Source organism: Leifsonia sp. 10N434 (assembly GCF_056394405.1).
On the sequence record NZ_JBFTHV010000002.1, the window covers coordinates 14229 to 33908 of the forward strand.

At 69.0% G+C, this 19680-nt stretch carries 17 protein-coding genes; 11 read left to right on the forward strand and 6 right to left on the reverse strand.

The annotated features are described in order from the left end of the window. From AC1DB1_RS05690 to AC1DB1_RS05705, 4 genes are all read left to right on the forward strand, one after another. Positions 1-1341 carry an MFS transporter gene (locus AC1DB1_RS05690; RefSeq protein ID WP_477200095.1) on the forward strand — a complete coding sequence of 447 codons (1341 nt, stop codon included), beginning with the start codon at positions 1-3 and terminating at the stop codon, positions 1339-1341. A 216-nt stretch (positions 1342-1557) separates the two neighbouring features. Continuing rightward, the gene (locus AC1DB1_RS05695; RefSeq protein WP_477200096.1) at positions 1558-2871 is read left to right on the forward strand and encodes an RNA polymerase sigma factor; all 1314 of its coding nucleotides are present in this window, start codon (positions 1558-1560) and stop codon (positions 2869-2871) included. 9 nt (positions 2872-2880) lie between these two features. Then, positions 2881-4176, forward strand: a complete 1296-nt coding sequence (locus tag AC1DB1_RS05700) for a MurT ligase domain-containing protein (RefSeq protein WP_477200097.1) — start codon at positions 2881-2883, stop codon at positions 4174-4176. Next, on the forward strand, positions 4173-4916 hold the full coding sequence (locus AC1DB1_RS05705) for a type 1 glutamine amidotransferase (protein WP_477200098.1): 744 nt from the start codon (positions 4173-4175) through the stop codon (positions 4914-4916). The genes AC1DB1_RS05700 and AC1DB1_RS05705 overlap by 4 nt, the downstream gene beginning before the upstream one ends. Before the next feature lie 29 nt (positions 4917-4945). Here AC1DB1_RS05705 and alr read toward each other — a convergent pair whose 3' ends face one another. From alr to AC1DB1_RS05720, 3 genes are read right to left on the reverse strand one after another with little or no spacing between them, the layout of a single operon-like run. After that, a complete protein-coding gene (gene alr, locus AC1DB1_RS05710; protein ID WP_271178887.1) occupies positions 4946-6022 on the reverse strand; it encodes an alanine racemase in 1077 nt (358 codons plus the stop codon). Beyond that, positions 6019-6735: an alanine racemase C-terminal domain-containing protein gene (locus AC1DB1_RS05715; RefSeq protein ID WP_477200099.1), complete on the reverse strand. Its 717-nt coding sequence runs from the start codon at positions 6733-6735 to the stop codon at positions 6019-6021. The genes alr and AC1DB1_RS05715 overlap by 4 nt, the downstream gene beginning before the upstream one ends. Before the next feature lie 30 nt (positions 6736-6765). Continuing rightward, positions 6766-7002 (reverse strand): DUF7455 domain-containing protein, encoded by a 237-nt coding sequence (locus AC1DB1_RS05720; RefSeq protein WP_223690763.1) that lies wholly within the window; start codon positions 7000-7002, stop codon positions 6766-6768. Positions 7003-7226: 224 nt separating this feature from the next. Between AC1DB1_RS05720 and AC1DB1_RS05725 the strand changes: the two genes are divergently transcribed. After that, positions 7227-9311 (forward strand): DNA gyrase/topoisomerase IV subunit B, encoded by a 2085-nt coding sequence (locus AC1DB1_RS05725; protein WP_271178885.1) that lies wholly within the window; start codon positions 7227-7229, stop codon positions 9309-9311. A gap of 137 nt (positions 9312-9448) precedes the next feature. Here AC1DB1_RS05725 and AC1DB1_RS05730 read toward each other — a convergent pair whose 3' ends face one another. Continuing rightward, positions 9449-11929: a DNA gyrase/topoisomerase IV subunit A gene (locus AC1DB1_RS05730; protein ID WP_477200100.1), complete on the reverse strand. Its 2481-nt coding sequence runs from the start codon at positions 11927-11929 to the stop codon at positions 9449-9451. Positions 11930-12027: 98 nt separating this feature from the next. Between AC1DB1_RS05730 and AC1DB1_RS05735 the strand changes: the two genes are divergently transcribed. Continuing rightward, entirely contained in the window at positions 12028-13182 is a 1155-nt protein-coding gene (locus tag AC1DB1_RS05735) for an alkaline phosphatase family protein (RefSeq protein ID WP_477200101.1), read from the forward strand. 1 nt (position 13183) lies between these two features. Here AC1DB1_RS05735 and sepH read toward each other — a convergent pair whose 3' ends face one another. Next, a complete protein-coding gene (sepH, locus tag AC1DB1_RS05740) occupies positions 13184-14350 on the reverse strand; it encodes a septation protein SepH (protein WP_477200102.1) in 1167 nt (388 codons plus the stop codon). Positions 14351-14556: 206 nt separating this feature from the next. On the opposite strand from sepH, the gene AC1DB1_RS05745 reads away from it, so the two are divergent. Continuing rightward, on the forward strand, positions 14557-14850 hold the full coding sequence (locus AC1DB1_RS05745; protein WP_026307201.1) for a DUF4193 domain-containing protein: 294 nt from the start codon (positions 14557-14559) through the stop codon (positions 14848-14850). A gap of 6 nt (positions 14851-14856) precedes the next feature. On the opposite strand, the gene AC1DB1_RS05750 is transcribed toward AC1DB1_RS05745, so the two are convergent. Continuing rightward, the gene (locus AC1DB1_RS05750) at positions 14857-15306 is read right to left on the reverse strand and encodes a DUF3093 domain-containing protein (RefSeq protein ID WP_271178881.1); all 450 of its coding nucleotides are present in this window, start codon (positions 15304-15306) and stop codon (positions 14857-14859) included. Positions 15307-15344: 38 nt separating this feature from the next. On the opposite strand from AC1DB1_RS05750, the gene dut reads away from it, so the two are divergent. Genes dut through AC1DB1_RS05770 form a run of 4 tightly spaced genes read left to right on the forward strand, consistent with a single transcriptional unit; the run spans position 15345 to position 19576 of the window. After that, the gene (gene dut / locus AC1DB1_RS05755; RefSeq protein ID WP_477200103.1) at positions 15345-15803 is read left to right on the forward strand and encodes a dUTP diphosphatase; all 459 of its coding nucleotides are present in this window, start codon (positions 15345-15347) and stop codon (positions 15801-15803) included. Next, entirely contained in the window at positions 15800-16426 is a 627-nt protein-coding gene (locus tag AC1DB1_RS05760) for a DUF3710 domain-containing protein (RefSeq protein WP_271178879.1), read from the forward strand. Before dut ends, AC1DB1_RS05760 begins: the two co-directional genes overlap by 4 nt. A gap of 9 nt (positions 16427-16435) precedes the next feature. Then, positions 16436-17197 (forward strand): DUF3159 domain-containing protein, encoded by a 762-nt coding sequence (locus tag AC1DB1_RS05765; protein ID WP_477200104.1) that lies wholly within the window; start codon positions 16436-16438, stop codon positions 17195-17197. A 3-nt stretch (positions 17198-17200) separates the two neighbouring features. Continuing rightward, positions 17201-19576: an HAD-IC family P-type ATPase gene (locus AC1DB1_RS05770; RefSeq protein WP_477200105.1), complete on the forward strand. Its 2376-nt coding sequence runs from the start codon at positions 17201-17203 to the stop codon at positions 19574-19576. Positions 19577-19680: the final 104 nt, after the last annotated feature.

Sequence of the window (19680 nt, forward strand, 5' to 3'; positions counted from 1 at the left end):
GTGAACTCGCGTCGATCCTGGCTGATTTTCGGGGTCGGCGTCTTCGCCTATCTCATCGCCGTGATGCAGCGCACCACGATCGGTGTCGCCGGTGTGGCCGCGACCGAGCGCTTCCACAGTTCGGCCTCGGTGCTCTCGACGCTCGCGGTCGTGCAACTCGTCGTCTACGCGGCGATGCAGATCCCGGTCGGCGTGCTGATCGACCGGGTGGGCTCCCGCTGGCTGATGGCGTTCGGCACGGCGTTCATGGTCGCCGGCCAGATCACGGTCGCCTTCGCGCCGACGATCGGCGTCGCGATCGCGGGGCGCATCCTGGTGGGCGCCGGCGACGCGACCGTCTTCACCTCTCTGATGCGCCTGACGAACTCCTGGTTCAGCGGACGGATCGTGCCGCAGCTCTCGCAATGGATCGGCAACATCGGTCAGCTCGGGCAGGTCCTGTCCGCCATCCCGTTCGCGCTGATCCTGCACCAGGCCGGATGGACCACCGCCTTCCTCACGGCGGCGTCCCTCTCGGTGATCGCCTTCATCGGGATCGTCGTCGTGATCAGCGACCGTCCGGTCGGCTCGCTGGAGGGTCCGCGACCGGCCTCCTGGGCGGAGTCGATGCGGCAGCTCCGGGTCAGTCTGGCCCGGCCGGGCACGCAGCTCGGGTTCTGGTCGCATTTCGTGACGCAGTCGTCCGGAACGGTGTACAGCCTGATGTGGGGGCTCCCGTTCATGGTCTACGCGCTCGGGATCGATCCCGCCGAGGCGGCCGGGCTGTTGATCGTCCCGGTGGTCGCCGGGCTCATCGCCGGGCCGATCCTCGGCCTGCTGACGGCACGTTTCCCGTCACGACGCAGCAACCTGGTGCTCGGGATCGTCGGGTTGATGGGGGTCACCTGGGCCTTCGTGCTGCTCTGGCCGGGCGTCCCGCCGCTCTGGATGCTCATCGTGCTGCTCGTCGTGCTCGGCATCGGCGGCCCCGGCTCCCTGATCGGCTTCGACTTCGCCCGCACCTTCAACCCGTTGCGCAGCCTGGGATCGGCGAACGGGATCGTGAACGTCGGCGGCTTCCTGGCCAGTTTCATCATGATGTTCCTCATCGGCGTCGCCCTGGACACCGAGAATTCGATCCGCGTCGCGGCCGGCCAACCGTCTGATCTCTACGCGTTCGACTCGTTCCGCTGGGCCTTCGCGGTGCAGTACGTGATCGTGGGGATCGGCGTCGGGTTCCTCCTGCATGCACGGCGCCGCACCCGGCGCCGTCTCTCGGAGGATGAGGGAATAGAAGTGGCCCCGTTGTGGGTTGCACTGATGGAGGCGTGGAGAGGCCGCAGGGGCCGGACGGCCCGCTGAGAGCGTCGGGAACGGCTGCTGAGGATTGGTCGGGGGCGGCCGGGATTCGTGCAATAATTGTAGTTCGGACCCGTTCATATCCAGGGGCTCGGAGCATTTGACGATGCCCGGCGAAAAGACCCAGGACTTGACATGGGTCTTAGTAATGTCCGCACGCAACCTGAGCCAGGCCAAGGCGCGAACTCGGCCCCTCCGCTTGGTATGAAAGGTGTTCACATGGCAACCCGTGCAGCAACGAAGACTCCGACGGCCGATCCGGCCGTCGACGAGGTGACGGCAGCGACCGCGAAGGCGGCCGTGAAGCCCGCCGCGAAGAAGGCCGCGCCGAAGGCGACGGCGAAGCCCGCCGCGAAGAAGGCGGCGACCAAGCCCAAGGGCCGCGCCGCCAAGAGCGACGACGACGAGGTCGGCGACGACGAAGCGGTCGAGATCGACGAAGTGGAGACGGCGGAGGACGCCACCGAGACCGAGGGCGACGATGCCGAGGTCAAGGCGGAGGACACCGACGACGACACTGAGAAGCCGGCAGCCGTCGAGGAGCCCCTTCCGACCGGCGCGCTGGTACTGCGCGCCGTCGACGAGGACGACGACATCCCCGTCTACTCCACCGCGATCACCGGCGCCACCGCCGACCCGGTCAAGGACTACCTGAAGCAGATCGGTAAGGTCGCCCTGCTGAACGCGGCCGAAGAGGTCGAGCTCGCGATGCGCATCGAGGCCGGACTGTTCGCCGAGGACAAGCTCGCGAACACGCCGAACATGCCCAAGGAGCTCGAGCGCGAGCTGCGCTGGGTCGCCCGTGACGGCCAGCGTGCCAAGAGCCACCTGCTCGGCGCCAACCTCCGACTGGTCGTCTCGCTGGCCAAGCGTTACACCGGCCGTGGCATGCAGTTCCTCGACCTGATCCAGGAAGGCAACCTGGGCCTCATCCGTGCCGTCGAGAAGTTCGACTACACCAAGGGCTTCAAGTTCTCGACCTACGCCACCTGGTGGATCCGTCAGGCGATCACCCGCGCGATGGCCGACCAGGCGCGCACCATCCGTATCCCGGTGCACATGGTCGAGGTCATCAACAAGCTCGCCCGCGTGCAGCGCCAGATGCTCCAGGACCTGGGTCGCGAGCCCACGCCCGAAGAGCTGAGCCGCGAGCTCGACATGACGCCGGAGAAGGTCATCGAGGTGCAGAAGTACGGCCGCGAGCCGATCTCTCTGCACACTCCGCTCGGTGAAGACGGCGACAGCGAGTTCGGCGACCTGATCGAGGACACCGAGGCGGTCGTGCCGGCCGACGCGGTGGGCTTCACGATGCTGCAGAAGCAGCTCGAGAGCCTCCTCGACTCGCTGTCCGAGCGCGAGGCGGGCGTGATCCGCATGCGCTTCGGTCTCGGCGACGGAATGCCGAAGACGCTCGACCAGATCGGCGACACCTTCGGTGTGACGCGTGAGCGCATCCGCCAGATCGAGTCGAAGACCATGGCGAAGCTGCGCCACCCGTCGCGCTCGCAGTCGCTGCGCGACTACCTCGAGTAGGCCGGGGGAGTGCGCTACAGACTGGCCGTCATCGCCGGTCGCCTCGCCCGCTGGCTTCTGCGCCTGCGCGGCGGGGGATCGGCCGTGCCCGGCAGGGTCGCCCTGGCGATCGCCCCGCGCTTCTTGGAGCGGTCGGTCAGCCGGCTTCCCCTCGGAGTCGTGTTCGTCTCCGGATCGAACGGCAAGTCCACGACGACCAACATGCTCACGGGCATCCTGCGTGAGCACGGTCTGAACGTCTTCACGAACCCGTCGGGAGGCAACCTCCCGCAGGGCATCGCCTCCGCTCTACTGGCGAGCGTTCCGCTCGACGGCTACGTGCGCGGCGACGTCGGGGTGATCGAGGTCGACGAGGCCTACGGTGTCGATCTGGCGACCGTGCTCAAGCCGCGGGCGTCGCTGCTGCTCAACGTGCAGATCGATCAGCTGAACCGCTTCTTCGAGCCCACCCGCGTGGTCGGGATGCTCCGCACGATCGGCGCGCGATCGTCCGAGTTCGTCGTGGTGAACGCCGATGACGACAGCCTGGCGCGCGTGGGCGCCGAGCTCGCCGCCGAGGGTCGCGACGTCTCGACCTTCGCGGTCGCTCCGGCTCTGATCGCCGCGTCGCCGAACGGGCTCGCGAACGTCGAGGACTTCTCGGGCGTCGCCTCCGGCACGCTCCCGCTGCCCACCGTCACCGTCGCCTCCCTCGGCGCCCGCACGGCGTCGCTCGACCTCGCCGCTGCCGGGCCGTCGACACCTGCTTCGAGCGTCGAGATCGCACTGCCCGCGCGGGGCCTGCACTACGCGGTCGACGCGGCCGGCGCGACGGCGATGGCCCGCCGCCTTCTCGGCGACCGGTTCCGTGCCGACGCCGTGACCAGGGCGATGACGTCGCTCCGCACCGTCTACGGACGCGGCGAGACGCTCCGGGTCGGCGACGAGGACATCGAGATCATCATGATGAAGAACCCGCCGAGCCTGCAGCTCAACCTCGACTACCTGGCGGAGGCGCCCGAGCAGGTGTTCGTCGCCGTCGACGAGGGGACGCCGGACCCGTCGTGGGTGTACGACATCGATCTCTCGTCGATCGCGCACGTCGACGTGATCTCGGGCACCAAGGCCTGGCAGTTCGCGACGCGCTTCGGCTATGCGGGCATTCCGGTCGGATCCGTCGTGCCGGAGCTCCGGCCGGCCCTCAACGCCTTCCTCGCACTGCCCAAGCCGTCGCACGGCACCAAGACCATGATCGTGAACTACGAGCAGATGATGCTGATCCGCAAGCAGCTCGGCTTCCTCGACCTGGAGGGCGGCGAGAAATGACGGCATTGCGCATCCTGCACCTGTACCCGCGCGAGCTCGGGATCAACGGCGACGTCGGCAACGTGACCGCGCTCGTCGAGCGCGCCCGGTGGCGGGGGATCGAGACCGAGGTCGTGACGCACGAGGCCGGCGGCCGGCTCCCCGACGACATCGACATCGTGCACATCGGCAGCGGCCCGCTGTCGTCGCAGCGCGTCGTGCTCGAGGACGTCCAGCGCATCGCGCCCGCCCTGCGGGACTGGCGCGACGGCGGAGTCCCCGTTCTGGCGATCGCCGGCGGCTGGCAGCTCCTCGGTTCCGAGCTCGTGACGAGCGACGGCGAGCGACTGGCCGGCGCCGGCGTGTTCCCGACGCGCGCGACACTGGGCGCCGAACGTCACGTGGGCGAGATCGTCGTGCGCACCTCCGAGGGAACGCTCGCCGGCTTCGAGAACCACTCCGCGACCACCGTGCTCGAGGGCGCCGAGCCGCTCGGCACCGTCATCAGCGGCTTCGGGAACGAGGCGTCGTCGTCCGTGCGGTACGAGGGCGTGCGCATCGCGGCTGCGATCGGCACGCACCTGCACGGTCCGGTGCTCCCGATGAACCCGTCACTCGCCGACCGGATGCTCGGCTCTGCGCTTGCGCTCCGTGGCACGTCCGAGCCGCTGGCGACGACGAGCGAGCTGGAGCACGTCGATCGGTTCGCCGCGAACGCGCGCCGCGCCATCGCCGATCGCCTCGGAGTCAAGCTCGGCTGACGGCTGACGGCTGACGGCTGACGGCTGGGTCAGCCGAGGTAGACGCGGGGGACACGCTGTGCGACGCCGGTGACCATCTCGTCAGCGATCGTCTCGGCCCAGTCCGCCCATTTCTCGGCGATGACCTCGCCGTTGACGCCGGGGCCGAACAGCGTCGCCGTGTCTCCCACACGAACCCGATCGCTGCCCATCTCAACCAGCATCGAGTCGACCTCCACCGCGACCACCTGTCGCGGGATGCCGCCGATGGCGACGTGCGCCTTCGCGATGCCGAGAGTGGGCACGCCGTCGCCGTAGCCGATGGCGATGCGGGCGTGCGAGGTGCCGCCGACGTGGATCTCCGTCACCGGAGCCTCCAGCCGCATGACCGGCACCAGACCCAGATCGGCTCCCGTGCTGTCGTCGAACGGGGAGATGCCGTACGCGGCGATGCCGAGACGCACGAGGTCGAAGCGGGCCTCCGGCATCCGGATGCCCGCGGAGCTGGCCGCCAGGTGCAGGATCTCGAACCGGGCGCCGCGCTCCTCGGCGATCGCCACGGCGGCGCGGAACTCGCCGAGCGCCTTCTCGTCGTCGTCGATGGAGGCGTCGGCGAGGTGCGACCAGGCGGCCCGGATGCGCACCACGCCCTGCTCCTGCAGGGCCACGGCGGCATCGATCAGACCCGGCCATTCCTCGATGGTGGCGCCATTGCGGCTGAGGCCGGTGTCGACCTTGAGATGGATCACGGCGGGACGGTCCGCCGCGGCGGCGGCGATCGCGTCGAGTTGCCAGCGCGCGGAGACGCCGAGTTCGATGTCGGCCTCGATGGCGGCGCGGAAGTCGGCGTCGGGTCCGTGCAGCCAGGCCAGGAGCGGCACGGTGATACCGGCCCCGCGCAGCACCAGGCCGGCCGGGATCTCCAGGACGGCGAGGGAGGTCGCACCCGATTCGAGCCCGGCGCGGGCGATCGGGAGGAGGCCGTGCCCGTAGGCGTCGGCCTTGACCGCGAGCATCACCTCGGACGGCGCGATGAGTGCGGCGAGGTGGGAGACGTTGTGCCGCAGTGCGGCGAGATCGATCACTGCGCGCGGCAGCGGTTCGGCTATGGCGTCGGTGATCGTCATGCGCGGTACACCCTCTCGATGCGGGTGCCGAGCCGGCTGGTGATGACGGGGGCGGCGATGCCGATCACCCGGGCCCAGTCGGCGACGCTCGGTTCGCCGCGCACCGGATCGCCGAAGAGAACGGCGCGGTCACCGGGCTCGGCGGAGTTTCCGTCGAGATCGACGACGAACTGGTCCATCGCGATGCGGCCCGTCACGCGGCCGGTGAAGTCACCGACACGCACCGGCGCCTTGTTCGAGGCGACGCGCGGGATGCCGTCGGCGAACCCGAGGGCGACGAGCGCGAGGCTCGTCGGCTTCGCCGTGCGGTAGGTGTAGCCGTACGAGACACCGCGATCGGCGCCGACGTGCTTGACGGCGATGACCTCGCCGACGAGCCGGAGCGCGGGCAGTCCGCGTGCCTCGTCCAGGCCGAACAGCTCGGTCCCGATGAGGGGGCCGCGGGTGGACGGGTCGTCGACGCTCGCGACGACGGCTCCGCTCAGACCGGCGTCCGCAAGCGCGGCTGCGTCTTCGTACCGGGAGACGAGAAAACCGCCGACCCCCGCATCCGACAGCGCACGTGCCACGGGGATGAGCCCGTGTCCGTACGCGTCGGCGCGGAGGTCGGCGGTGGAGTCGGTGAGCGGTGAACCGCTGTCTGCTGCGTTACGGACGATTCGTTCGAGGTCGACGAACGCGTGCCTGTGCACACTCGTCGGCCGCGAATCCATCGTCAGCAGTCAGGGGGAACGTCGCGAAGCCTACGCGCGCTGGTCCTCGAAGAGACGCGCGGTCTCGTCGTGCCAGCTGTGCGCGATCTCCGACAGCTTCTCCTGGTGCTTCTTGCCGTGATGAGCGCAGAAGAGGAGCTCGCCGTTATTAACGACGACGCGGATGTACGCCTGTGCTCCGCAGCTGTCGCAACGGTCGGCCGCCGTCAGTTGCGGCCCCGATGCGAGCTCGTCAACCGCACCGTTCTCCGTGGTGATCGTCGACATGTGATGCTCCTTTCAGATCGCAACCCGTGAACTCGATACCTCTATAGAACCACGTTCTCACGGGAACACTGCGTGATTTGCCTGCTATTTCGCTCAACGCGTAGCCCATGGGCCGTGGGTGTCGGTGGCGGGCGTCGGCCCGAAGACTCCGTAGGCTGGAGGGTGGGATGGCGCCAGCCCCCTCATCAGCACCCGCGGCGCCCCGACTTCTGCAAGGAGCGCTCGTGGCGAGCTCAGATTATTCGGCCAGACACCTCTCCGTCCTCGAGGGACTGGAGGCGGTGCGCAAGCGCCCAGGCATGTACATCGGCTCGACCGACTCGCGCGGTCTCATGCACTGCCTCTGGGAGATCATCGACAACTCGGTCGATGAGGCGCTGGCCGGTCACGGCTCGACGATCGACGTGATCCTGCACTCCGACGACAGCGTCGAGGTGAGGGACACCGCCCGCGGCATCCCCGTCGACGCCGAGCCCAAGACCGGGCTGTCCGGCGTCGAGGTCGTCTTCACGAAACTCCACGCCGGCGGCAAGTTCGGCACGGGCTCGTACGCCGCATCCGGTGGTCTGCACGGCGTCGGAGCATCGGTCGTCAACGCGCTCTCCGAGCGGCTCGACGTCGAGGTCGACCGCGACGGCAAGACCTGGGCGATGTCGTTCCACCGGGGCGAGCCCGGCATCTTCGACGACGGCAAGAACGAGCCGAGCCCGGATGCCCCCTTCACGCCGTTCGTGAAGAACAGCGAGCTGCGGGTCGTCGGCAAGGTGAAGCGCGGCGTCACCGGCACGCGCATCCGGTACTGGGCCGACCGTCAGATCTTCACCAAGGGTGCGGACTTCCAGGGCGACGACCTGATCGGCCGCGCGCGTCAGACCGCGTTCCTCGTGCCGGGACTCACGATCACCATCGACGACAAGCGGAGCCCCGAGGGGGAGAAGACCGCGTTCGAGTACCAGGGCGGCATCTCGGAGTTCGTCGATTTCCTCGCCCCCGACAGCCCGATCACCGAGACGTGGCGGCTCACCGGCGAAGGCCACTTCACCGAGACGGTTCCGGTGCTCTCCGACTCGGGTGCGATGCTTCCGACCGAGCTCAAGCGCGAATGCCAGGTCGACATCGCGCTGCGCTGGGGCACCGGATACGACACCGTGATGCGCAGTTTCGTCAACATCATCGCCACGCCCAAGGGCGGCAGCCACCAGACCGGCTTCGATCAGGGCATGCTGAAGTTCCTGCGGCAGCAGGTCGAGCAGAACGCGCGCCGCCTCAAGGTCGGCAACGACAAGCTCGAGAAGGACGACGTGATGGCCGGCCTGACCGCTGTGCTCACGGTGCGTCTGCCCGAGCCGCAGTTCGAGGGCCAGACCAAGGAGATCCTCGGCACCCCGGCGGTGCGGGCGATCGTGGCGCAGGTGGTGCAGAAGGCGATGTCCGAGCGGTTCGGCTCGTCCAAGCGCGACGACAAGGCGCAGTCCGCGCTGCTGCTCGATAAGGTCGTGGCCGAGATGAAGTCCCGGATCTCGGCGCGCGCTCACAAGGAGACGCAGCGCCGCAAGAATGCGCTCGAGACGTCGTCGCTGCCGGCCAAGCTCGTCGACTGCCGGTCGAACGACGTCGGCAACAGCGAGCTCTTCATCGTCGAGGGCGACTCGGCGCTCGGCACCGCCCGGCGCGCCCGCGACAGCGAGTACCAGGCTCTGCTGCCGATCCGCGGCAAGATCCTCAACGTGCAGAAGGCGTCGGTCTCCGACATGCTTTCGAACGCGGAGTGCGCGGCGATCATCCAGGTCATCGGCGCCGGATCCGGCCGCAGCTTCGACCTGTCGACGGCGCGCTACGGCAAGGTCATCATCATGAGCGACGCGGATGTCGACGGAGCGCACATCCGGACCCTGCTGCTCACCCTGTTCTTCCGCTACATGCGCCCGATGATCGAGGAGGGTCGCGTGTTCGCGGCCGTTCCTCCGCTGCACCGGGTGATCGTCATGAACCCCGGCACGAAGCCCAACGAGACGATCTATACGTACTCGGAGGCGGAGCTGCAGGCCGTGCTCGCAGACCTGAAGAAGCGCGGCAAGCGATACCAGGAGCCGATCCAGCGCTACAAGGGGCTGGGCGAGATGGATGCCGACCAGCTGGCCACGACGACGATGGACCGCCACCACCGCACGTTGCGGCGGGTGCGCGTTCCCGACGCCGAGCAGGCCTCGGCGGTCTTCGAGCTGCTGATGGGCAACGATGTCGCGCCGCGCAAGGAGTTCATCATCGCCGGAGCGGACGACCTCTCCCGCGCCCGCATCGACGCCTAGCGCGAGCCCCGGCTCGACGCGATCGAGTCCGAACTTGTTGCGCCGAAATCCGGCGTGTCGGAGCAACAAGTTCGGACTCGATCGCGTGGGTGCGAGCGCACGTGGGTGCGAGCGCAGGCGCGTATGGGCGCGGGGCGCTAGGCGCCGAGGCGGCGGCCGATGGAGCCGACGACCATGTCGAGCGGGGTGCCGGAGGCGTCGCGGCGTGAGCCGCCCTCCGGGAGCACGCGCGCGGCGCCGTCCGGCCCGACGGCGAGGGCGGGGGCCCGGCCGGCCCAGGCGAGCGCGACCTCCGTCTCGCCCTTGAGGAAGCGCTGCGAGCGGACACCGCCGGTCGCGCGTCCCTTGGCCGGGAACTCCGAGAAGTCGCTCACCTTGCCGCTGCCGGGGTCGGCGCCGAGCAGCGTGTCGCCGCCCGTGGCGATCGTCACCACGACCACCTCGTCGCGCTCTTCCGCCGGGATGCTCGTGAAGTGGACGGCCCGCGCATCCGCGCCGAGGTTGATGCCGGCCATACCGCCGGCGGCGCGCCCCTGGGGGCGCACGGCGGACGCCGGGAAGCGCAGCAGCTGGCTGTCGCTGGCCACGAACACGAGCTCGTCGGTGTCGTCGCCCTGCACGGCGCCGACGACCGCGTCGCCGGGCTTGAGAGCGATGATCTCGAACTCGGGCTTGTTCGCCCAGTCGCCGGCCGTCACGCGCTTCACGACGCCCTGCCGGGTGCCGAGCGCGATCGACTTCGGCGAGGTCAGGGAGACCACCGCGAGGATCTTCTCCGAGCGATCGGCGAGGGCCAGATAGTCGCCGACCTTCACTCCGGCGCCGAGCTGTACCGAGTTCACGGGCACGGCCGGCAGGTCGACGGGGGAGAACCGGATGAGCCGGCCCGTGTTCGTCACGGCGCCGATCTCGGTGCGCGTGGTGGTGTCGAGCTGCGTGAGGATCGCGTCGTGCTTGCTGCGCCGTGCCGGCGCGGCGATGCGGTCGAGGCCGCCCTCGTCATCCGGCTGCTGATCGACGCGCAGGATGCGGCCGGTCGTCGACAGGAGCACGCGACACGGCACATCCGCCACCTCGAGCACGACGGGCTGCTTGCCGCGCACCGACGCCGTGGCGATGGACGGGCGGGCCTCGGTGAGCAGCGTGCGGCGCGGCGTGCCGAACTTGGCGGCCACCTGCTCGAGCTCGTCGGAGACCAGCGCGTTGATGCTTTCGCGGCTGCTCAGCAGCTCCTCGAGCTCGGCGATCTCCGCCTCGAGCTGGGCCTTCTCGTTCTCGAGCTCGATGCGCGAGAACTTCGTGAGGCGGCGCAGACGCAGCTCGAGGATGTAGTCGGCCTGCAGTGTGCTGAGGTCGAAGACGTCCATCAGGCGCGTGCGTGCCTGCTCCGTGTCGTCGCTGGTGCGGATGACCTGGATGACCTCGTCGATGTCGACGATGGCGATGAGCAGACCCTCGACCAGGTGCAGCCGTTCTTTGCGGCGGCCGAGGCGGAACTCGGAGCGGCGCGTGACCACGCGCACGCGGTGGTCGATGTAGACGGTGAGGAGCTCGCGGAGCCCGAGCGTCTGCGGGCCGCCCTCGACGAGCGCGACGTTGTTGATCGAGAAGCCGTCTTCGAGCGGCGTGTGCCGGTAGAGCTGCTCGAGCACGGCCTCGGGGCTGAAGCCCGTCTTGATGCCGATGACGAGCCGGAGGCCGTGCTGGCGGTCGCTGAGGTCGGTGACGTCGGAGATGCCGGAGAGCTTCTTGGAGTTGACGCCGTCTTTGATCTTCTCGATGACCTTCTCGGGGCCGACGAGGTAGGGGAGCTCCGTGACGACGAGCCCGCTCTTGCGCGCGGTGATCGACTCGACCGAGACCTTGGCCCTGGTCTTGAAGCTTCCGCGCCCGGTGGCGTACGCGTCGCGGACCCCGGCGAGGCCGACGATGGTGCCGCCGGTCGGCAGGTCGGGGCCGGGGACGTACTCCATGAGGTCGTCCAGCGTGGCATCCGGATTCGCCAGGAGATGGCGGGCCGCCCCGACGACCTCGATGAGGTTGTGGGGCGCCATGTTGGTGGCCATGCCGACCGCGATGCCGCTGGCGCCGTTGACGAGCAGGTTCGGGAAGGCCGCGGGAAGTACATCCGGCTGCATGAGCTGGTTGTCGTAGTTGGGGACGAAGTCGACGACATCTTCGTCGAGGTCTTCGGTGAGGGCGAGCGCGGCCGCGGCCAGGCGGGCCTCGGTGTAGCGCGGGGCGGCCGGGCCGTCGTCGAGGGATCCGAAGTTGCCGTGGCCGTCGATCAGCGGAACGCGCAGCGTGAAGTCCTGCGCCATGCGCACCAGGGCGTCGTAGATGGCGCTGTCGCCGTGCGGGTGCAGCTTTCCCATCACTTCGCCGGTGACGCGCGCGGACTTCACGTGTCCGCGGTCGGGCCGCAGCCCCATCTCGGTCATCTGGTACAGGATGCGCCGCTGCACCGGCTTGAGGCCGTCACGGGCATCCGGGAGGGCGCGGGAGTAGATCACCGAATAGGCGTACTCGAGGAACGAGCCCTGCATCTCGGTCGTGACGTCGACGTCTTCGATGCGTTCGGTGGTGCCCGCGCCGGGCTGGTCGTCTGTCGGTGTCATTCGTGCAATCTCGGGAAGGGAGAGGGGTCTCACGGTGCCGGCCCCGTTCGTCGTGCGCCACCTCGTGCGGTCGGACGCCGTATGACAAACTGGGCCGGATGCCCCCCATGCTACCGGCCGCCTTCACCACGCGTTCGAGCCTTGCCGCTGTTCTGCCAAGTTGCTCGGCCGCGCTCGCCGGTGAGGCCAACGAGCTGGACCTCCCGGAGGTCGATCACGCGGTCGTCATCGTCGTCGACGGACTCGGGGCCGCTGCACTCCGCTCCCGCGCCGGTCACGCCAGGACTCTGGCGCCCCTGCTCGGCAAGACCACGACGATCGATGCCGGCTTCCCGACCACGACCGCGGCCGCGCTGGCCACCCTCGCGACGGGGACGTACCCGGGCGAGCACGGTCTCGTCGGATACAAGGTGCGGGATACCGTCAATGGGCGTCTCGTCAACCAGCTGAACGGCTGGGACGGTCGGCTCGATCCTGCGACCTGGCAGCGATCGCGCACGGTGTTCGAGCAGGCGTCGGAGAACGGCGTGCGCAGCTGGGCGATCGGGATGCCGAAGCACAGCGACTCCGGGTTCACGCACGCGATCCTGCGCGGGGCCGAGTACGTCGGCGGTCGCACGATGGCGGAGCGCTTCGCCGAGGCCGAGCGGATCGTGCAGACGCCAGGTCCGGGGCTCACCTACCTCTACGTGTCCGAGCTCGACCAGCTCGCCCATGCGCGCGGCTGGGAGTCGCCCGACTGGACGGATGCCCTCGAGACCCTGGATGCGCTGGTCGCGTCGTTCACGAGACGGCTCGGTCCGCGGCACGGTGCGCTGCTCACGGCCGACCACGGCGTGATCGATGTTCCGTCGAGCGGGCACGTGCTGTTCGACACCGCTCCCGAACTGGTCGACGGGGTCTCGGCCATCGGCGGAGAGCCGCGACTGCTGCATCTCTATCTCGAGACCCCCGGGGCCGAGGCGGCGACGCAGCTGGCCGAGCGCTGGCGCGACGTCGAGGGCGACCGCGCATGGGTGGCGACCAGGGACGAGGCCGTGGCGATGGGGTGGTTCGGTCCGGAGGTGGCTCCGGAGGTCCTGCCGCGCATCGGCGATGTGCTGGTGGCCGCCCGCAAGCGGATCGCCTATTACGACTCGCGCGATCCGTCACGCACGGGGCAGAACATGATCGGCCAGCACGGTTCGCTCACCGCCGACGAGACGCGTGTCCCGCTGCTCCGGTTCGGAGCGTTCGCGTCGAGTACGCGCTGACTCAGGCCAGGTCGTCGTCCGTGCGCGCGCCGAAGACGATCTCGTCCCAGCTCGGCATCGACGCGCGGCCCTTCTTGCCGGCCCGCGGCTGCGGCCCGGTGGCGCCCGACGAAGACGGCGACGGTGACGGGATCACCGACGACGGAGCCGAGGCCGCCGACGAGACGGGAGCGTTCGGGGGCGTGCCCTCCGGCGAGTCCTCGCGCAGCGGTTCGAAGATGTCGAACGGCTCGTCGATCACGCGCACGGGCACGGGTGCCTCGACGGGCGCGTCCGCCAGCTCGACGGACGGTTCGGTGCGCTCTTCGTAGGTGGCCGCCTCGCGCTCTCCGCGACGGCGCCGGAGCGCCTCGAGAAGATCGGCCGTCTGGTGCAGGTCGCGCGGCGTCTCGTCGTCGGCCCGCTTGATCGCGGACACCGAGATCGAGTTGTTGGCCGAGGTCAGCGTGCGGCCGTAGACCAGCGGCTCGAGGAACGGGGCCGTGTCGGGACCGATCAGGTCGCTCGGCGGCTCGGGGAACGTGAACGCGCCGCTGTCGAACCGCGATTCATCGGGTTCGGAGTCGTGCGGCATCACGGCCCGCAGCCGGGGGATGAGTGCGCCCTTCAGCTCTCCGGCCTGCGACAGCGTCGTGGCCTCCGAGTTGAGCGGGGAGAGTGCGTGCTTGCGCGCGTCGTAACTCCAACGCGCATCGTGGTCGATCTGGTCGGCCGTGAACTCGAGCTTGAGGATCCAGCCGGCCTCCGAATCCTTCCAGCTCGCCCAGCGCTCACCGGTGACGCCGAGGGAGGCCAGGCGGTCGCGGATGACCGCGCCGAAGGTGTTGCCCTCGCCCAGCGGGTCGACATCGACCGTGGTGTGCACGGGCACGCTCAGGGCGCTGGCGACGATGTGCTCGCGCTCGGCGACGATGGGACCTTCGAACCGCTGGATGTACTCCAGCGGCGCGCCCGTGACCGTGGCCACGTCTTCTGCGGACATGCCGGAGCGGATGTGCGCCTGCACTTCGCGCGGCGAGAGTTTGGGTGACGCGGCGGACGCTTCCTGCCTGAACTGGCGCACCTTCGAGTGGAGTGCTTCGTCGATGGCGATGCGGAAACGTTCACCGTCATCGCCGACGGCGACGAGCGCTCCGTCTTCGACTCCGATGACCTTCAGATCCTGCATGGTGGATGCCTTCCCAGCTATTGGCGTACGGCCCAAGAATGCCACGCGTGAAGCGGGTTTCCAGGGAATAACGCGGGCGTGCCGGAAGTTGAAAACCGAGCAATCCCTGGGAGCTTTTTGAGTGGTTTGCTATTCCCCTGGGATTGATGCAAACTATCGCCGCCGATTGCGAAGAATCGGCCGTTATGTATAAGAAGTGGATGGGCATGGCAACGGATTACGACGCACCGCGGAAGACCGAAGACGACTCAGAGTCGATCGAGGCCCTCAAGGAGCGAGTGCCGGACAAGATGTCCGGGGTCGTCGACGTCGAAGACGCCGACAACCCGGGTGGTTACGAGCTCCCCGGTGCCGACCTGTCGGACCTCGACCTCGACGTCGTCGTGCTGCCGCCCCAGGCGGACGAGTTCACCTGTGTGAACTGCTTCCTGGTGAAGCACCGCTCGCAGATCGATCACGAGACGAAGCTCGGACCGATCTGCGTGGAGTGCGCAGCCTAAGGGCGGTCAGCTTGACGCGAGGCGAGCCTCATCGAGAACCCGGACCAACTGGTCCGGGTTTCTTGTTGAGAGGAGCCAGTACGGCGCAGGGTCGTCCGGGTCGAGCACGGGGACGGTGACGACCCCGGAGATGAAGCCGCGCATCAGCAGCCACGCACGCGCATCGAGGCGCTGCCCGCGCTGGAGGCTCGCCTCCTCGCCCGTGTAGCCGGCCGGTTGTCCGATCAGCGACAGCGGGATGCGCGCCCGGCCCGCGAACAGCTCGGTCGCCGTGACCCGGATGGTCGGCGCCGACAGGATGAACGCCGCCACGATCGCGGCGTAGAAGATGATCGAGACGACGATGCCGACCGCCAGGTCGATCGGCGCGAGGATCAGGATCGTGATCGGGATGACGAGGGCGCTCGAGATGAAGAGCCAGGGGGCAGCGTAGAGGCGCTCGCGGTACAGGTCCATGGCTCTATTCGATCAGACTTCTGCACTACCCTCGACACGTGACCGATACCGTTGACGTTCCGATCGTCGCCGACGTGCTCCCCGCCTACGCCCACCCGGGCGATGCCGGCGCCGATCTGTGCGCCGCCGAGCCCGTGACGCTCGCTCCCGGGCAGCGCCACACCATGCCGACGGGCGTCTCGGTCGCGCTGCCCGACGGCTACGCGGCCTTCGTGGTCCCGCGCAGCGGCCTCGCCGCCAAGCACGGCATCACGATCGTGAATTCGCCGGGCACCGTCGACGCCGGCTACCGCGGAGAGATCCGCGTGACCGTTCTGAACACCGACAGCTCGATGCCGTACGATATCGCCGTCGGCGACCGGATCGCGCAGCTGATCGTGATGCCGGTCACCCGGGCCCGGTTCGTGCCCGTCGAGAGCCTTCCGGAGAGCACCCGAGGAGCCGCAGGCTTCGGCTCGACCGGATACACAGTGACGCAGTCAGGAGAACACGCGTGAGCGATACGTCTAGCACCGATCCCGAGATCTGGGAGAAGTCGGCGCCGGAGGACCGCGAGACCGAGGGACCGCTCGACGAGAGCGAAGCCAATCCGGTGCGTCCGTACGTCGACCTCGGCGGCGTGAAGATCCTCCCGCGCGAAGGTCTGCACCTCCGGCTCGAGGTCGAGGAGGAGACGCAGCGCGTCGTCGCCGTCGGCCTGGACTACGCCAACTCGACCCTGCAGGTGCAGCCGTTCGCCGCTCCGCGTTCGAGCGGGCTGTGGCACGAGATCCGCGAGCAGATCACCGATCAGGTCAACCGCCAGGGCGGGCGCACGACCGAGCGCGAGGGCGTATTCGGTCCGGAACTCGTCGCCGAGATCCCCGTCGCGGCACCGCAGGGCGCACCCGGCGAGACCCGCGTCGCGCGCTTCGTCGGCGTCGACGGCCCGCGCTGGTTCCTCCGCGGTGTCATCGCGGGAGACGCCGCGATCAAGCCGGATGCCGCCGCCCTCGTCGAAGACCTGTTCCGCAGCATCGTCGTGGTGCGCGGCTCGTCGCCGATGCCGCCGCGCGACCTCATCCCGCTCCGGATGCCCACCGCGCCGTCGACCGGCCCCGATGACTACACGTCCCTCTAGGCGGGTTCCATGACCGATCGTTCCCCGGAGGACCCGGGACACGAGGACGACGCCGCCCGCGACGCCGTCCCGTCGGCCATCGGGGAGTCGCTCGCCCGGGCAGCGCAGAAGTCTGGTCTCGGACAGCTCGCCGACCGCGAGAACTCGACCGGCGCGGCTCTCCTCGGCGCGCTCGGCGGCTTCCGCGGGCTGGCGGAGACCATCCTGCCCGGCCTGGTCTTCCTGATCCTCTTCACCTTCACGCAGAACGTGCCGCTGTCCATCGGCTGCTCGGTGCTGGTCGCGATCATCTTCACCGCCGTACGGCTGATCGGCAAGACGCCGGTGACCCAGGCGATCGCCGGTCTGCTCGGCGTCGGGATCTCGGCCATCCTCGCCCTGATCACCGGACGTGGCGAAGACAATTTCATCCTGGGCATCTGGACGAACGCCGCCTACGGCGCCGCTCTCCTGATCTCGATCCTGGTGGGTTGGCCGCTCATCGGTCTCGCCGCCGGCTACCTCATGGGCGACGGCCTGGCGTGGCGCTCGCGCAAGAACACCTACCGGGTGATGCAGGCGCTCACGTTCCTCTGGTTCCTGCTGTTCGCCGCGAGGCTTTTGGTGCAGGTACCTCTTTATCTTGCGCACACCGACGCCGCGACCAGCGCGCTCGCCCTCACCAAGCTCCTCATGGGCGTCCCTCTCTATGCCCCGCTCCTGCTCATCACCTGGTTCGTGGTGCGCGGGCAGTTCGCGGGCACCGGCACGAAGAAGCCGGCCGAGGGGTAGGCCATGCTGGACGCGCGAACCAGGGAGGGGCTGACCAGCGCGGAGGTCGTCGAACGTCTGTCGGACGGTCGCGGCAACACCCAGCACCAACCGACCTCGCGGTCGATGGCGGACATCCTCCGCGAGAACATCTTCACGCTGTTCAACGGCATCCTCACGGTGTGCTTCATCGCCGTGCTCGTGCTCGGCGACCTGCGCGACGGCTTCTTCTACGGCGTCGTCGTCGTGAACGCACTGATCGGCATCGTGCAGGAGGTGCGCGCGAAGATCGTGCTCGACCGGGCAGCGCTGCTCGCCGCCCCGGAGAGCCGGGTGCGGCGCAACGGGCAGGTCGTCTCCGTGGCACTCGAAGGTGTCGTGCTCGACGACCTGCTGGTGCTGCGCCCCGGTGATCAGGTGCCGGCCGACGCCCGAGTGGTCGAGAGCACGGGCCTCGCCCTCGACGAGTCGATGCTGACCGGGGAGTCGGACCCGGTCTTCAAGGACGACGGCGCGGTGCTCCTCTCCGGCTCGCATGTCACCAGCGGAACCGGCTTCGCCGTGGTCACGGCGGTCGGCGCCGACTCGTACGCGGGCAAGCTGACCAGCGAGATCCGCAAGCGCACGCTCGTGCACTCGGAACTGCGCGACGCGACCAACCGCATCCTGGTCTATCTGTCGTGGATCCTCGGCCCGGTCATCCTGATCACGCTGATCGGACGGGTGCTCACCTACGGCGGCTGGAACACCCTGTTCGTCGACGCTCGCTGGCGGCGCGCACTGCTCGACGCGGTCGCGGCCGTGGTCGGGATGATCCCGGAGGGGCTGGTGCTGCTCACCAGCCTCGCGTTCGGCGTCGCCGCGATCCAGCTCGCAGCGCGCAAGGTGCTCGTGCAGGAGCTGGCCGCGGTCGAGGTGCTGGCCCGCGTCGACGTCCTCTGCCTCGACAAGACCGGCACGCTCACGACCGGTGAGCTCGGCTTCGACCGCACCGAGCTCCTCGGCGACGCGATCGGCGACGACGAGGTCGGGGTGGCGCTCGCGGCGTTCGGCAGCGACGACGCCGGCAACGCGACCGCCGGCATCCTGTCGAGCCATTTCCGCTCCGAGCGCTTCCGGGTGCACCGGCGCGTGCCGTTCAGCTCGGCGACCAAGTACAGCGCGGTGGTGATCACGGTGGACGGCGACTCCCAGTCGTGGATCCTGGGTGCCCCGGAACGCGTGCTGGCCGATCATCCGGATGAGCTGGCCGCGGCCATGACGGTGGCGGCGACCGGGCAGCGGACGCTCGCCCTGGTGCGTGCGGTGGACGCGCTCCCGGCGGGCTCGCACGCGCCGATCGCCGGGCTCGCGGTGGAGCCGGCCGCGCTGCTGGTGCTCAGCGAGACGGTGCGGCCGGAGGCGGCCGCCACGCTCGGCTACTTCGCCGAGCAATCCGTGCGCGTGATCGTGATGTCGGGGGACAACCCGGCGACGGTCGCGGCGATCGCCGGTGGGCTCGGGCTCTCGGGGGAGGTCGTCGACGCCTCGGTGCTCGCGGACGATGAGGCGCTCGCCGCCGCCCTGGCCACCTCCGACGTCTTCGGGCGGGTCAGCCCCGAGCAGAAGCGTGCTGCCGTGGGGCTGCTCCGCGAGCAGGGACGCACGGTCGCGATGACCGGTGACGGTGTCAACGACGCGATGGCGATCAAGGATGCCAGCCTCGGCATCGCGATGGGCAATGCGACAGCGGCGACCAAGGCCGTGTCTCGTCTCGTGCTGCTCGACAGCCGCTTCGACCGTCTGCCCGATGTGCTGTCATTCGGGCGCCGGGTGATCGCCAACGTCGAGCGGGTCTCGAACATCTTCCTCGCCAAGACCGTCTACGGCATCCTGCTCGCGCTCGTCAGCGCGGTGGCGCTGTGGCCGTTCCCCTTCCTGCCGCGGCAGCTCACGCTGGTGTCGACCCTGGCGATCGGCATCCCGTCGTTCTTCCTGGCTCTGGCGCCGAACCGGCGCATCTATCGCGCCGGCGTGCTCGGCCGGATCCTGCGGTACTCGATCCCGACCGGCGTGATCGCCGGACTGACCTGCGTCGTGGCGTATGTGCCGCTGTACCGGTCGATCCCGCTGCACGAGGCGCGCAGCGTGACGACCATCGCCCTCTTCTGCGTCTCGCTCTGGATCCTCTGCGTGCTGACCAGGCCGCTCAGTCCGGCACGGTGGGGGCTGCTCGGCGCGGTGGCGGCGGCGATGGTGCTGGTGTGCGTCATCCCGTTCACCGCGAAGTTCTTCGAGATGCACGTGTCGCTCGACCTGGCGCTGCTGTGGGGGATCGTGGTGGGCGCCGTCGGCGCCGCCGGGATCGAGCTGTTCTACCGGTTCGCGAAGCGCCGCGGGCTGGTCTTCGATCGGGAATGACGCGTGGTAGATTTATCTTGACGTCAAGATATATTTTCAGCCGGACGACTTAGGCTTGCCTTGCTGGAAACACAGTTCGACGCACAACCAAGATTGACAGAGGG

Coding starts and splice junctions, on each gene's coding strand:
- AC1DB1_RS05745 (WP_026307201.1), top strand. CDS start 14,557: ATGGCAACGGATTACGACGCACCGCGGAAGACCGAAGACGACTCAGAG.
- sepH (WP_477200102.1), bottom strand. CDS start 14,350: ATGCAGGATCTGAAGGTCATCGGAGTCGAAGACGGAGCGCTCGTCGCC.
- alr (WP_271178887.1), bottom strand. CDS start 6,022: ATGACGATCACCGACGCCATAGCCGAACCGCTGCCGCGCGCAGTGATC.
- AC1DB1_RS05715 (WP_477200099.1), bottom strand. CDS start 6,735: ATGGATTCGCGGCCGACGAGTGTGCACAGGCACGCGTTCGTCGACCTC.
- AC1DB1_RS05730 (WP_477200100.1), bottom strand. CDS start 11,929: ATGACACCGACAGACGACCAGCCCGGCGCGGGCACCACCGAACGCATC.
- AC1DB1_RS05770 (WP_477200105.1), top strand. CDS start 17,201: ATGCTGGACGCGCGAACCAGGGAGGGGCTGACCAGCGCGGAGGTCGTC.
- AC1DB1_RS05720 (WP_223690763.1), bottom strand. CDS start 7,002: ATGTCGACGATCACCACGGAGAACGGTGCGGTTGACGAGCTCGCATCG.
- AC1DB1_RS05705 (WP_477200098.1), top strand. CDS start 4,173: ATGACGGCATTGCGCATCCTGCACCTGTACCCGCGCGAGCTCGGGATC.
- AC1DB1_RS05750 (WP_271178881.1), bottom strand. CDS start 15,306: ATGGACCTGTACCGCGAGCGCCTCTACGCTGCCCCCTGGCTCTTCATC.
- AC1DB1_RS05735 (WP_477200101.1), top strand. CDS start 12,028: ATGCCCCCCATGCTACCGGCCGCCTTCACCACGCGTTCGAGCCTTGCC.
- AC1DB1_RS05765 (WP_477200104.1), top strand. CDS start 16,436: ATGACCGATCGTTCCCCGGAGGACCCGGGACACGAGGACGACGCCGCC.
- AC1DB1_RS05695 (WP_477200096.1), top strand. CDS start 1,558: ATGGCAACCCGTGCAGCAACGAAGACTCCGACGGCCGATCCGGCCGTC.